This is a genomic window from Apibacter muscae, assembly GCF_007845595.1.
Taxonomy (GTDB): Bacteria; Bacteroidota; Bacteroidia; order Flavobacteriales; family Weeksellaceae; genus Apibacter; species Apibacter muscae.
Genome location: NZ_SELI01000016.1, coordinates 168,240 through 181,635 on the forward strand (window position 1 = coordinate 168,240; position 13,396 = coordinate 181,635).

12 protein-coding genes are annotated in these 13,396 nt (G+C 29.9%); 6 read left to right on the forward strand and 6 right to left on the reverse strand.

Annotation, left to right across the window (positions count from 1 at the left end; translation table 11 throughout):
- Positions 1 to 16 precede the first annotated feature (16 nt).
- Both ETU10_RS03755 and radC read left to right on the forward strand, forming a co-directional pair.
- Positions 17 to 532: a DUF7935 family protein gene (locus ETU10_RS03755; protein WP_185145053.1), complete on the forward strand. Its 516-nt coding sequence runs from the start codon at positions 17 to 19 to the stop codon at positions 530 to 532.
- A gap of 11 nt (positions 533 to 543) precedes the next feature.
- Positions 544 to 1,221 (forward strand): RadC family protein, encoded by a 678-nt coding sequence (radC, locus tag ETU10_RS03760; protein ID WP_146262077.1) that lies wholly within the window; start codon positions 544 to 546, stop codon positions 1,219 to 1,221.
- Between the two features lie 65 nt (positions 1,222 to 1,286).
- On the opposite strand, the gene ETU10_RS03765 is transcribed toward radC, so the two are convergent.
- On the reverse strand, positions 1,287 to 3,317 hold the full coding sequence (locus tag ETU10_RS03765; RefSeq protein ID WP_146309991.1) for a M3 family metallopeptidase: 2,031 nt from the start codon (positions 3,315 to 3,317) through the stop codon (positions 1,287 to 1,289).
- Positions 3,318 to 3,355: 38 nt separating this feature from the next.
- Entirely contained in the window at positions 3,356 to 4,063 is a 708-nt protein-coding gene (locus tag ETU10_RS03770) for a metal-dependent hydrolase (protein ID WP_146262075.1), read from the reverse strand.
- Between the two features lie 93 nt (positions 4,064 to 4,156).
- Between ETU10_RS03770 and ETU10_RS03775 the strand changes: the two genes are divergently transcribed.
- Both ETU10_RS03775 and ETU10_RS03780 read left to right on the forward strand, forming a co-directional pair.
- The gene (locus ETU10_RS03775) at positions 4,157 to 4,756 is read left to right on the forward strand and encodes a porin family protein (RefSeq protein ID WP_146262074.1); all 600 of its coding nucleotides are present in this window, start codon (positions 4,157 to 4,159) and stop codon (positions 4,754 to 4,756) included.
- 32 nt (positions 4,757 to 4,788) lie between these two features.
- On the forward strand, positions 4,789 to 6,192 hold the full coding sequence (locus tag ETU10_RS03780) for a hypothetical protein (RefSeq protein ID WP_146309993.1): 1,404 nt from the start codon (positions 4,789 to 4,791) through the stop codon (positions 6,190 to 6,192).
- 159 nt (positions 6,193 to 6,351) lie between these two features.
- Here ETU10_RS03780 and ETU10_RS03785 read toward each other — a convergent pair whose 3' ends face one another.
- From ETU10_RS03785 to ETU10_RS03795, 3 genes are all read right to left on the reverse strand, one after another.
- Positions 6,352 to 6,735 carry a hypothetical protein gene (locus tag ETU10_RS03785; RefSeq protein WP_146292282.1) on the reverse strand — a complete coding sequence of 128 codons (384 nt, stop codon included), beginning with the start codon at positions 6,733 to 6,735 and terminating at the stop codon, positions 6,352 to 6,354.
- A 131-nt stretch (positions 6,736 to 6,866) separates the two neighbouring features.
- Positions 6,867 to 8,741, reverse strand: a complete 1,875-nt coding sequence (locus tag ETU10_RS03790; RefSeq protein WP_146309995.1) for an acyl-CoA thioesterase — start codon at positions 8,739 to 8,741, stop codon at positions 6,867 to 6,869.
- Between the two features lie 141 nt (positions 8,742 to 8,882).
- Complete coding sequence (locus ETU10_RS03795; protein ID WP_146262070.1) at positions 8,883 to 9,065, reverse strand: DUF6341 family protein; 183 nt, start codon at positions 9,063 to 9,065, stop codon at positions 8,883 to 8,885.
- A 47-nt stretch (positions 9,066 to 9,112) separates the two neighbouring features.
- On the opposite strand from ETU10_RS03795, the gene ETU10_RS03800 reads away from it, so the two are divergent.
- A complete protein-coding gene (locus ETU10_RS03800) occupies positions 9,113 to 9,934 on the forward strand; it encodes a DUF6427 family protein (protein ID WP_146309997.1) in 822 nt (273 codons plus the stop codon).
- A gap of 21 nt (positions 9,935 to 9,955) precedes the next feature.
- On the opposite strand, the gene ETU10_RS03805 is transcribed toward ETU10_RS03800, so the two are convergent.
- Positions 9,956 to 10,531, reverse strand: coding sequence for a Crp/Fnr family transcriptional regulator (locus ETU10_RS03805; protein ID WP_146309999.1), 576 nt, complete (start codon positions 10,529 to 10,531; stop codon positions 9,956 to 9,958).
- A gap of 85 nt (positions 10,532 to 10,616) precedes the next feature.
- Between ETU10_RS03805 and mutS the strand changes: the two genes are divergently transcribed.
- Positions 10,617 to 13,202, forward strand: a complete 2,586-nt coding sequence (gene mutS, locus ETU10_RS03810) for a DNA mismatch repair protein MutS (RefSeq protein ID WP_146310001.1) — start codon at positions 10,617 to 10,619, stop codon at positions 13,200 to 13,202.
- The last annotated feature ends 194 nt before the right edge of the window (positions 13,203 to 13,396 follow it).

A 13,396-nucleotide genomic window follows, 5' to 3' on the forward strand; every position in this document is an offset into this window, starting at 1 on the left:
AATATCAATTATAATTATGGAATATAATTTTTTATTAATGGTTATAGTTTCTTTAATTTTAGTTGTAGGAGCTTTTATCTATTTGTTTAATCGCTTTATACACACTGAAAATCAAAGAAGAAATTTTGAATTGCGCATGAAGAACTCAGAGAACGTATTGCCAAATAAACTTCAGGCTTATGAGCGAATGGTTCTATTTCTTGAAAGAATCCGTCCTTCATCAATGATTAGAAGAACACCAGATGCTCATAATATCTCTGATTTAGAAATGCTTTTAATTGAAACTGTTCAAGTAGAATTTGATCATAATTTGTCTCAACAAATTTATATAAGACCAGAAACTTGGAAGGTTATTTTAGCCGCTAAAAATGCAACTCAGATTATGATTAAGAACGTTTTTCATTCTCTAGAAAGCACAGCTACAGTTCAAGAAGCTAGGGAGGCACTGTTAAATCAAGCAATAAATCAAGATGAGTCTCCCTCGTCAACGGCTATATTATATTTACAAAAGGATATTCAAGGGATTATTTAAATTTTTAGGATATGAATATTAAATCCTTAGCGGAAGAGGAACGTCCTAGAGAAAAGTTATTAGTTAAAGGAAAACAAGCATTAACAGATACAGAGCTTTTAGCAATAGTTTTAGGTAGTGGAACTAGGCAAGAAAGCGTTATTAGACTGTCTCAGCGAATTTTATCTTCGGTAAATTATAATTGGAATGAGCTTGCGAAATTATCCATTTCAGATTTATGTAAATTTAATGGAATTGGAAAGGTCAAGGCGATTGAAATAATTACAGCCTTAGAAATTGGTAGAAGAAAGTCTTTGCAGGAAGCTTTAAAAATAGTAAGCATTTCTTCCTCAGAAGATGCTTTTCAACTTATACATCCTCTTTTATCAGATTTAATTATTGAAGAATTTTGGGTTATTTTTCTTAATAAATCTAACGGAATGTTAGGGAAGGAAAAAATTTCTCAAGGTGGAATAACAGGGACTGTTGTAGATGTTCGTTTAATATTTAAAAGAGCATTAGAACTAAATGCTGTATCAATAATTGTATTTCACAATCATCCATCAGGCAGTTTAAAACCTAGTGAGGAGGATGTTAGGATTACCAAAGAAATTAAAGAGGCTGGTAATTTGTTGAAAATTATGCTTTTAGATCATTTAGTAGTAAATCAAACTTCGTATTTTAGCTTTGCAGATGAAGGCTTTATTTGACTGGTAACAAGTGAAAAATCCTAGTATATTTTTAATTTTATTAATAATATACTAGGATTAAAATATTATTTTAATAATCCAGCTCTCTTAAGTAAAGCTTCAGGCATAGGTTTTCTTCCTCTAAAATCTATATATAGATCCATAGGATTTTGCGTCCCACCTTTGCTAAGTAAAGTTTTAAATTTTTTAGCCGTTTCTTTATCAAAGATTCCCTTTTCTTTAAATAGTTCAAATGCATCTGCATCTAAAATTTCTGCCCATTTGTAGGAATAGTATCCTGCTGCATATCCACCCTGGAATATATGGGAGAAGGATGTGCTTATGCAAGTTTTTTCAATATGTGGATATAATTGAGCTTTCTTTGTTTGCTCTTGCTCAAAGTTTTCAATAGAATCTTCGGGTTTTAATTTATTCGTATGATAACCCATATCAAGCAAACCTAAACCAATTTGACGTAGGGTTTGATAGCCTTGCATAAAATTTGCTGAATCCACTATTTTGTCAATTTTTTCATCACTTAAAACTTCACCCGTCTGGTAATGGATGGCAAAAGTTTTTAGAAAATCTTTTTCGTAAACAAAGTTCTCCATAAATTGGGAAGGTAGTTCTACAAAATCCCAATACACATTTGTCCCCGAAAGAGATTCAAAAACAGTATCAGCCAATATACCATGTAAAGCATGACCGAATTCATGAAAAAGTGTAGTAACTTCATTAAAAGTAAGCAAAGAAGGAGTATTTCCATTAGGTCTTGAAAAATTACAAACTATGGAAATGTGAGGTCTTATATTTTCTTTGCCTTGCTTGTATTGTCCTCGGTATGAGGTCATCCATGCACCGGCTCTTTTTCCTTCCCGAGGGTGAAAATCTGCGTAAAATAAAGCAAGGTGTTCGTTATTCTCATTTAAAACCTCATAGGTAATAACTTCCGAATGATATTTTTGAATATCCTTTCTTTCAAGAAAAGAAACTCCGTAAAGTTTTTTAGCAGCCTTAAATGCAGCTTCCAGAACTTGATTTAAAGGAAAATAAGGCTTTAGCTCTTCTTCCGAAAAGGAAAATTTTTCTTCTCTCAGTTTTTCAGAATAATAGGCATGATCGTAAGGCATTAATTCAATTATTCCGTCTTTTTTTGCTAAATGCTTTAATTCATTAATTTCATTTTCAGCAAAAGGTCTAGCTTTATTTAAAAGATCGTCTAGAAATTCATAAACTAGGGTAGGAGTACTAGCCATTCTTTCAACTAAAATAAAGTCAGCATAGGTATTAAATCCTAATAACTTAGCTTTATTTTCTCTTAAAGTTACAATTTTATGAATAATCTCTTCGTTGTTAAATTCGTTGTTTTTAAATGCTCTTTGCATAGATGCCGTATAGATTTCTTTTCTTAAATCTCTATTTTTAGCATAAGTTAAAAACGGAATATAACTGGGGTATTGAAGAGTAAAAACCCATCCTTCTAAATTTCTTTTTTTTGCTTCAAGTTCTGCCATTTCCTTAATAGAAGCAGGAATACCTTCAATTTGATTTTCTTTAGTAAGATGCAAAAAGTAATCGTTGGTTTCTTTTAAAACATTTTGTCCGAATTTTACAGATAAAACAGCCAACTCATTTGATATTTCTCTTAGCTTTTGTTTATCCTGCTGATTTAAAAGAGCTCCATTTCGTGAAAAATCTTGATAAGTCTTTTCTAACAGCCTAAATTCTTCGGGTGTTAAATTACTAGGATCTCTGTTTGTGTAGACTTCTTTAATTTTATCAAAAAGTCTATCGTTAAAGATAATATCATTAGCATATTCAGTAAGAAGAGGAGAAACTTCAGCAGCAAGATTTTGTAGAAAATCATTGGTTTCTGCAGAATTTAAATTGAAAAAGGTTGAGGATATAATATTTAATTTTTTTCCTACAGACTCTAAAGCAACCATCGTATTTTCAAAGGTGGGCTTTTCTGAATTCTCAATAATTTTATTTAATTCTTGTTTAGCTATAAGAATACCTTCCTCAATAGCAGATTTAAATTCCTCTTGCTTAATTTTTTCAAAAGGAATACTCTCAAACGGGGTATTATATGAATTTAGTAGGGTATTATCGTTCATAAGTTTAAAATTCAATTTTAATTTTGAATTGGTAATTATTAATATAAATTTAATTTAAAATCATTAGCATCCTTAGTGCTACCAATTTCCATAAAAGTTAATTTTTTTTCTTCGGCAGAAAATAATTGCTTTGCTTTTTCCTTGTTGTTTATTTTTATGGCAGGAAAAGTATCGTAATGGCAAGCAATAACATTTTGGGCTTGTACAAATTTAGAAGCAACAACAGCATCGTATACACCCATAGTATAAGTGTTTCCAATAGGTAATATGGCTATATGAATGTGGCCATAGACAAAAGGTAACAATTTCATGTCTGTACAAAGAGCGGTATCCCCCGAAAAATACACAACTTTTTCGTCAACTTTCATAAGGAAACCAGCAGCTAATCCTCCGTAAGTACCGTCAGGGAAAGATGAACTATGAATAGCATTTACCATTTTTACCTTGCCAAAGCCGAATTTTTTTACTCCTCCTATATTCATAGGTAATACTTTAATTCCCTTTTTACTGTAATGGGTGGCAATTTCTGCATTGGCTAGAATGGTTGCATTATTATTCTTAGCAATAGTTTCTGCATCTAAAATATGATCGTAGTGAGCATGACTTAAAAAAATATAGTCAGCTTTTATAGAATTTATATCTATATGCTTAGCTAATTCATTCTCAGTAATAAAAGGATCAATAATAAAACTTTCTGCAGAGGTTTTAAAAGCAAAACAGGCATGTCCATAATAAGTTATCTCCATAATGTTTTTTAATTAAGTTTATAGGATTCTTAAATTTGTTTTCAATCAAATTTAAGAAATAATATTATCTTTGAGAGGCTTAAATAATTAGTAATGAGAAAATCTCTAGTAACATTAATTTTATTTTTATTTTGGACATTAACATTTGCACAGGTTGATCTGGGAATAAAAGGAGGGATGGCTTTTGGTTATGACGGTACATTAAAGCAAACCATTACGAATATCAAAGAAAGTAAAGCAAAGAATAATATTGGCTGGCATATTGGCTTTTATAGTAGAATTCATTTGCTAAGTTGGTATTTACAACCAGAACTTTACTTTTCATCAATGAAAAATAATTTCGAATCATCAACGGAAGGTAGTTTTACTACTCACTCTAACCGATTAGATATTCCTGTGCTGGTTGGGAAAAAGATTTTGAGTATTGGGAGAATTTATGCAGGTCCATTGTTTTCTACCTCAGTTAATGAAGGGATTTCTTTAAAAAGAATAAGTAAAACTAAATCCGATGATTTTTCTTTAGGAGGGCAAATAGGTGTTGGCGTAGATATCTCAAAATTAACTTTGGATGCCCGATATGAATTTGGATTCAATAAATCCAATACTAATTTCGTTAATAAAGTCACACATCAAGAATTTACAATTGAAAAGAAACAAAATTCTTTATTGTTAAGTGTGGGATATAAATTTTAAAAAGGATGTTGTAATCATTAATTTAAATTGAAATGCGGAGATTTTCTTATGGATTTATAGTCATCTTTATATTATTTTTATCCATTTTTTCATGTAGAGAAGATTTAGATTATCAAACAGCTTCTCATCCTCTTAGGTTTTCTAAAGATACCATACTTTTAGATACCGTTTTTTCAACTATTCGTTCTCAAACTTATGTTCTTAAGGTTTATAATCAACAAAATGAGGATGTAACGATTCCTCTTATATACTTAGATAAAGGTATAAATTCTCAGTTTAAAATTAATGTAGACGGTACTCCGGGAACCCATGAAAATAATAATAGATTTGTAAATGTTCCTATTAAAGCTAAGGATAAGATTTCCATTTTCATTGAAGTTGCGCCAAAGTCTATATACTCTACGTCTTTGGTTGCAGATGAAGATTTAATTTTTAATACTTTAGGAAATTCTCAAAAAGTTAAATTACTAACATTGATTGAAGATGCAGATTTTTATTACTCTGCAGGAGGAAATATAAAAATTAATTCTGATTTGGTGTGGGATAAAAGTAAACCGAAGGTAATTTACGGAAATTTAGAAATTGACAATGGTTCTAAATTAACAATTGAAGAAGGCTCTCAGATTTATTTTCATAAAGATGCAAGTTTAATAATTAATAATAAAAGTAAGTTATTTGTAAACGGAACTTTAAATAGTAAAGTTACTTTTAGGAGTGATAGACGTAATGCGAGATACGATTCCTTAGCGGGTAATTGGAAACAAATTAAATTAATGCCTCAGGCTGAAGCTACTATTAATTATTCTCTTCTAAAAGGAGGTGAAAATGCATTCTATTTGGAAGAAGGTTCAAAATTAAATATTACCAATACCGAGATTTATAATTTTCTTTACTCTGGTATATATTCAGAAGGAGGAAACGTGGTTGGACAAAATTTGGCCATGAACAATTTTGGCTTGGCAGCCTTGTTTGTGGAAAATGGAGGGAATTATAATTTTACACATTGTACATTTGCTAATTATTGGAATTTAACCACAGGTACCACTTATTCCGTTTATCTTTCAAATAAACAACAAAATTCAGCGGAAAATATTTATAAAGATTTGTCAGTAACATTCAATAATAACATATTTTGGGGGAGATCTGCAAACAATCTATATCTAGACAATAAAAACTTAAAGTTATTTAATTATAAATTCAATACAAACCTTATCAGAAATAGTAACTTAAATATTAATACAGATTCCAATTTTAATAATACAATTCTTGATAAAGATCCATTATTCAATAAAACTAGTTATTCAAATACTGTTCTTAGCTTAAAACCGAATTCTCCAGCAAAAAATAATGGAAACCCTAACTTTTCAGTTACTGCACCTTTAGATATATTAGGTGTTGATAGAGCTCTAAATCCATCCTTAGGAGCTTACCAGTAATAAAATTCTAATCTTTAGATATTTAATGATGTTAAAATTATTAAATAAAATTAGAAGGAAAGAGTATCTTAGTGGATATACCTAATGATAAATATTAAAAGGCTATTTTAAATAACTTATTTAAAATAGCCTTTAATATTATAAAGTATGAAATAAATTTTAACTTAAATAAAAACCCATATCATCATCTCTTAATGAAACTAAAGCCTCAACATTATCTTTTTGTACAGATAAAGGTTTAAAATATTGACGAGCAATTTGAATAATTTGATTTTTATCAATCATCTTAGTTAGCAAATTCCCTGATTGTAAAGTACATGCCTCATTGTAAGGTATGTCTTGATGATTGTTATATTCACCAAGTGTAACTTTGCCAGGAGCATAAGCATAAAAATTACCGTTTTCATCTTTAAAAGTACAAGCTCCTTGCTCAGTATAAATAAACCATACATTGTTGTGAAATAGAGATCTACTATTTTTACTAACAATCAAACTTACTTCTGAAGGATATCTTAAAAACAAAATATCAATTGTCATAGCCATAATTTTATAATTTTTAGTCGTTATCTGATTAAAGATGAATCATCTATGGCTACAAATATAAAAGATTGCCTATACTCAAATTTAAGGATATCCGTAAGTTTGGGTTATACTTTAATGAAAAATACAATTTTTTACATAAAGGGCATGAAAGCTTTTAATACTTCTGCTGGAATGTCTAATATTTTATAATTTTCTGGAGAAACAAAAATAAGTTGCTGCTTACCTTTCCCTAACAGATTACCTGCTGAATCATAAACTTGATGAGATAATGTAGCAAATTTTCTGTTATATTCAGAAACTCTAATTTTAACACTTATTTTTTCGAATTCTCTGGTTTCATTGATATATTTATGTTCAAATGAACGGGTTAGTATTAAATACTTTGTATCCTTTAAATCAAAATCGGGTAAAACATAATTAAAAAATAATTCTCGGGTTTTACCCACCCATAGAGCATAAACCCCGAAATAAACGTTCCCTACAGAATTTGTATCAGCATAAGTAGCCATAAATGAATGTACAAACCATTTATCTTCAAAATGGCTACCGGTACTAACTTCTTTTATTTTACCATTCAATGCCGTTTGGGTGGCTTTAGATATTGATTTAAGCACAGGTATTTCTGAAGCAACATCCATAACTTCTTCAACTTTCTCTTTAACCACTCTTAATAAATCGGTATTAAGCACTAACCAGCAAACATATAGAATTGGTAAAATAGATCCTAAAATCATTAACCATGCGACTTGTAAAAAATAGCCACAGGCAAAAATTACTAAAGAAAACGCACCAATGGAAAATAATTTAACCTGAGGTAAAGAATGTTGGGAGTTAGGGACAAAACATCTGGCAATTCCAAGAGCGGCATAAGCCACGAAGAAAGTTGCAAAGAAAACCATGAAATATTCAATCTCACAATTTATTAAAACTCCAAATACAGCTATAAAGCCCGCTAAAATGAATGTAGGTATTGGAGAATTTATAATTCCCTCGGGTATCATGGAAAGAATAGGACTGTTACTAGATTTAGAATTTTCTTTTAAAAACCATTTTGTTGCAATATATCCACTATCCAAGGTAGTTATTATAGCTAATGTTATAAATATAAAGTAACTAGTAGGAATCCACCAGGGGAATACAGATTGGAAATGCAACATATATTTTACAATCAAGTCATGTCCGTATTCTAATCCACCTAAGCCCACAAATGTCATATTTGGTAAAAACCAAGGATTGTTAAATACCAAACTTGCTAAAAATCCATGAAAGATTAAAAAGAAAAAGAAAATTAATCCTCCCCACATATAGCTTACGGATATATTAACATTTTCTTTTCTCATTTCAATAGCTCGTTGCCATTGCTGTAAATCTAGCCAAGGACCAACAAAAAAACCTATCAAAATAGGAATTAGGTAACCCCAAAAAATAGGTTTACAAGTTTCAATTTTTATCCAAGCCGAATATTGAACTAACTCGGAAGGACTGAAAAAACATAATATAGAAATAATGCTTAGTAGTATAAGAATACCTGCGAAAAGATGCCAATACTTTATGGTTTTAATAGTAAACTCTTCACCAATCAGGCAAGCAGCTGATATAACAAGAGCAGCAACTAATAATAATAAAAAAACTTGCAAAATAGTACTCTGGGTTTCCCAATCAGGCCAAAAGGAAACTAATAAAGGCATAACAAGATATTTAATTATAGCAAATATGGTTAGGGTAAGAGCAATTAACTGATAAAGGTATAAACTTAAACGAAAGGGTTTGGACCAACGCTTAAAAAAACGTTCCAATGACTCAGAACCTTTATCGCGAGAGGCGATTTTTTGAGTTCCATAACCAAATAAAAATAATCCTAGAGCATTGAGAAATGCAAAACTGAATAAGCCTGTTAAACCAAATAAAAAGGTCATTTGTACGGAAAAAAATAATCCCAAGCCCCATAACCATGACAGAGCAACAGAATTGCCCCATAACCATGATTTTAAAAATTTATAACCCATAGAGAAAAACTTGATCTTTAAAGAATTTGAATGTCTAAATTACGGAATAAAAACTAAATCTTAGTTTATTTAAAATAAAAAACCCTTATACTTTTGTAAAGGCATAAGAGTGAATATATTGTTTGATGTTATAAAAGTTAATTAAATACGATCTCCATCGTATTCTTTATCTTTTTGTCCAAAATCAACAATTCTCTTCATCCAGTAAAGAAGTACTAGGCAAAGAATAACAACAAAGATCCAATCAGCAAAATGTCCAATAATTGGTAATATTTTAAAAGACCATGTAAATAATTTCCCAATACCAATGATTAAATCTGTCATGATTAAAAATTTTTTATTTTTACTTTTGCAAATACAAATATAGAAAAATGTATTCAAATTCCCCCTTTAAAAATTATTTTTTAATAGTAATATCCTTAATTGCAGTTGTATTTTTAGGGTTTATTGGCTATTTTAGAATACAAGAAAGAATTGAACAAGCTTACCTATTGCAAGTAATTTTTATAACCGCTTTATCCTTTACATTGAATGTATTTATAATATTTAATATAAATTCTCAGAAAAAAAGAAAAATTATACCTCTGGCTATTTACATAGTATTATTTGGAGCATTTTTTAAAGAATTTTATTCTATAAATATGGGGGTTGTATATTTGCTATGTACATTAGTATTATTATTAGTTTTGGATGTATTATCCATATCTTCTTCATTTAAATATTTTAATATTGGAGCTTTAATAACCATCTCAAGTTTATTGTATTTTCCTATAATAGTTATGGTTCCTTTATTTTTTTTTATAACCTTACTTTACTATAAGAAAAAAATAAATATATCTCAATACATAGCCGGAGTTTTTGTTGCATCAATTTTAATCTTGGAAGTTACATTTTTAACAGGGAATTTTTCTTACATTGAACATTGGATTCAAAACTTGCATGTACCCAAATTTCATATTGAATATCAAATACCGATCATAATCATTATATTTATCATAACCATCTATGGTTGGATTTATCAATATACAAATCAAACTATTAATAATAGTATTGAACAATCCTCTAAATATACGATCCTAGTCTTTTACTTATTCGCATGGATATTAATCTATGCTTTATTTATGGGTGATAATTACCACTTATTAATTTTTGTAAGCTTACCAGTGAGTCTGATCTTACCTAAAAGCATATAGTAAAATAGGGTTATTAAACTATTATAAATATATTTTTTTTCTTATCCGGCTTAAACTTTCAGGAGTTATTCCTAAATAAGAAGCTATTAAATGTAATGGAGCTCTTTGTAAAAGTTTAGGGTTTTCATTTACAATTTTTAAATACCTTTCCTGTGCAGAGACGTTTAAGGAACAATCCAAACGTTGTAAGGTATGGGTGTAGGCATTTTGGTATAAAATCCGATAGAATTTTTCTAGGGCTGGAATTTTATCAAATAAAATTTCCAATGCATCATTACTCAATTGATAAATATCTGAGTTTTCAAGTGCTACAATGGTTTGGTTAGACGGAGTTTTGTTTATAAAACTATACATATCACCAATCCAATAGTCTTCCATTGCAAAATTTACTACGTTTTCTAAACCATTAGAATCCGTTGAATAAGAATAAAGTAAACCTTGATTCACATAGAAAGTTGTATTGCAAACCTCTCCGAAACACAAAATCTTATGTTTCTTTTTAACTTGAAAATGCTCCATGTAACTTAATAAAAGATTAAATTCATGATCGGAAATTGGGATTCGTGAACGGAAGTGTAGTAATAGAAGATTACTCATTCAATTATATTTATTTTTAGCTATAAATTAGAAGTTCTAAATTAGCAAAAAATACGTTGGAAACTATTTAATAGTAAAGATATTCATGAGTAAAACAAAAGAAACCCCTTTAATGAAGCAATATAATAGCATCAAAGCAAGATATCCGGATGCTTTGCTATTGTTTAGAGTAGGAGATTTTTATGAAACTTTTGGGGAAGATGCTATAAAGGTATCTAAAATACTTGGAATAGTACTAACTAAAAGAGCCAACGGACAAGCGAGTCATATAGAATTGGCTGGGTTTCCACACCATTCTTTAGATGTGTATTTACCAAAATTGGTACGTTCGGGTTTACGAGTTGCAATATGCGATCAATTGGAGGATCCGGCAACGGCTAAGGGAATTGTAAAAAGAGGAGTAACAGAATTGGTAACTCCTGGAGTTACTTTTAACGATAAGGTTTTAGAAGGTAAGAATAATAATTTTTTACTCTCCATACATCAAGAAAAAGAAAACTATGGGATTGTTCTTTTAGATGTATCTACAGGCGAATTTTTTATGACCGAAGGAAATTCACACAAATTAAAACAGCTGGTTGATAATTTTAAACCTACTGAAATTATTTATCAAAGGAAAAAAAACTTACCCTTTGAAATTTCTTCTTACTCTTTTCAATTAGAAGATTGGGCATATCAATTTGATTATGCTTACGAAAAACTTACCCAACATTTTAAAACTAACTCTTTAAAAGGTTTTGGAGTAGATGATTTAAGATTAGGAATTGTAGCCGCCGGTGCAGTTTTTTCGTATCTAGTGGATGACACGCATCATAAATTATTAGACCATATATCCGGTATACAGAGATTGCCCCAAGATACTTTTGTAGAAATGGATCAGTTTACCATTAAGAATTTGGAAATAATAGGAGGGGCTAACAATTCCTCCGTATCTTTACTCAATATCCTAGATCAATCGCTTACACATATGGGAGGGCGAATGATTCGCCGTTGGTTACTAATGCCACTTAAAGATATAAGAGTTATAAATAGAAGACTTAGTTTAGTACGTTATTTTTTAAATAATCCTAAAGTTACTACATCGCTTAAAGAAGAATTAAAGGGAATTTCAGATGTTGAAAGACTTTTAGGTAAACTTGCCGGTGAAAGGATATCTCCGAAAGAGTTTGGTTATTTAAGAGACTCATTAGTTAAATATTTAAAAATTGAGCAAATACTTCTATCTGGAAAAAATATAGACTTAAAATCCTTAGGGGAATTTAAAGATACTCGGGAAACAATAAATTTATTAATCAATCAATTAAATGAAGATTTACCGGTAGCTTTAGCTAAAGGAAATGTAATAAAAGAAGGAGTATCAGAAGAACTTGATCGTCTACGTTCGTTAAAAGAAAACGGCAAAGAATATTTAGAAAATTTGTGTTTAAAAGAATCAGAAAGGTCAGGGATTCCAAGTTTAAAAATAGATTTTAATAATGTTTTTGGTTATTATTTAGAGGTTAGAAATACGCATAAAGATAAAGTTCCACAGGAATGGGTAAGAAAACAAACCTTAGTAAATGCAGAACGATACATTACCGAGGAACTAAAAGAATACGAAAGTCAAATCCTAGGAGCTGAAGAAAAAATATCAGTATTAGAATCCGAATTATACAAAAAACTAAATGCAGAGGTAAAAAAATCTTTATTAGAAATACAGCATAATACACGTATAATAGCTACAATAGATAGTTTAATTTCATTTGCAGAAGTAGCTCAAGAAAATTATTATACTCAACCTCACTTAGACGAATCTAAAACCATTGAAATCACCGAGGGTAGACATCCGGTTATTGAAAAACAATTGCCATTAGGAGAAGTCTACGTATCGAATTCGGTTTATTTAGATGATAAAAATCAACAAATATTAATGATTACCGGGCCCAATATGGCTGGTAAATCTGCTTTGCTCCGCCAAACAGCGTTAATTGTATTAATGGCTCAAATAGGAAGTTTTGTTCCGGCCAAAAATGCTAAAATTGGAATTGTAGATAAAATTTTTACCCGAGTAGGAGCATCCGATAATCTATCAAAAGGAGAATCCACCTTTATGGTTGAAATGAACGAAACAGCCAGTATATTAAATAATATTTCTGAAAGAAGTTTAATATTATTGGATGAAATAGGGAGGGGGACAAGTACTTACGATGGCGTTTCTATAGCTTGGGCAATCGCAGAATATTTGCATGAACACCCCACGTGCCCGAAAACTTTATTTGCCACTCATTACCATGAATTAAATGAAATGACCGGTTCATTTAAAAGGATTAAAAATTTTAATGTAAGCATAAAAGAACTGAAAGATTCTATAGTTTTTCTAAGGAAACTTGTGGCTGGTGGTAGTGAGCACAGTTTTGGTATACACGTAGCAAAGCTTGCAGGCATGCCCGTAAGTTTAACCCAAAGAGCAGAGCAAATATTAAAAACCTTAGAAAATAAGGATGTTAGAAAAGATCTTAAAAATCGAACAAAAATGCTTACAGAGGAAAATATGCAGTTAAGTTTTTTTCAATTGGATGATCCGGTACTAGAAAATATTAGAGAAGAAATTCTTAAAACAGATTTAAATACCTTAACTCCAATAGAAGCCCTTATGAAATTAAACCATATTAAAAAGATGATAGGAGGGTAATTCATATTATTTATTGATCTATGAAAGAATTTATTTAGTTTATAAAAACTAAATAAATAACATCATACACAACATAAAATTTTTCATAACATTTATGAAAATCTATATATTTGTACTTGAAACTATACTAATATGAAAAAATTACTATGAATACTATTCTTAGAACATTCTTACTATAACATTATTTAGCAAAA

Bases quoted from the DNA above. Each gene is read 5' to 3' on its own strand.
- ETU10_RS03785 (WP_146292282.1), bottom strand. From the start codon at position 6,735: ATGGCTATGACAATTGATATTTTGTTTTTAAGATATCCTTCAGAAGTA.
- ETU10_RS03800 (WP_146309997.1), top strand. From the start codon at position 9,113: ATGTATTCAAATTCCCCCTTTAAAAATTATTTTTTAATAGTAATATCC.
- ETU10_RS03790 (WP_146309995.1), bottom strand. From the start codon at position 8,741: ATGGGTTATAAATTTTTAAAATCATGGTTATGGGGCAATTCTGTTGCT.
- ETU10_RS03780 (WP_146309993.1), top strand. From the start codon at position 4,789: ATGCGGAGATTTTCTTATGGATTTATAGTCATCTTTATATTATTTTTA.
- mutS (WP_146310001.1), top strand. From the start codon at position 10,617: ATGAGTAAAACAAAAGAAACCCCTTTAATGAAGCAATATAATAGCATC.
- ETU10_RS03795 (WP_146262070.1), bottom strand. From the start codon at position 9,065: ATGACAGATTTAATCATTGGTATTGGGAAATTATTTACATGGTCTTTT.
- ETU10_RS03770 (WP_146262075.1), bottom strand. From the start codon at position 4,063: ATGGAGATAACTTATTATGGACATGCCTGTTTTGCTTTTAAAACCTCT.
- ETU10_RS03755 (WP_185145053.1), top strand. From the start codon at position 17: ATGGAATATAATTTTTTATTAATGGTTATAGTTTCTTTAATTTTAGTT.
- ETU10_RS03805 (WP_146309999.1), bottom strand. From the start codon at position 10,531: ATGAGTAATCTTCTATTACTACACTTCCGTTCACGAATCCCAATTTCC.
- ETU10_RS03765 (WP_146309991.1), bottom strand. From the start codon at position 3,317: ATGAACGATAATACCCTACTAAATTCATATAATACCCCGTTTGAGAGT.
- ETU10_RS03775 (WP_146262074.1), top strand. From the start codon at position 4,157: ATGAGAAAATCTCTAGTAACATTAATTTTATTTTTATTTTGGACATTA.
- radC (WP_146262077.1), top strand. From the start codon at position 544: ATGAATATTAAATCCTTAGCGGAAGAGGAACGTCCTAGAGAAAAGTTA.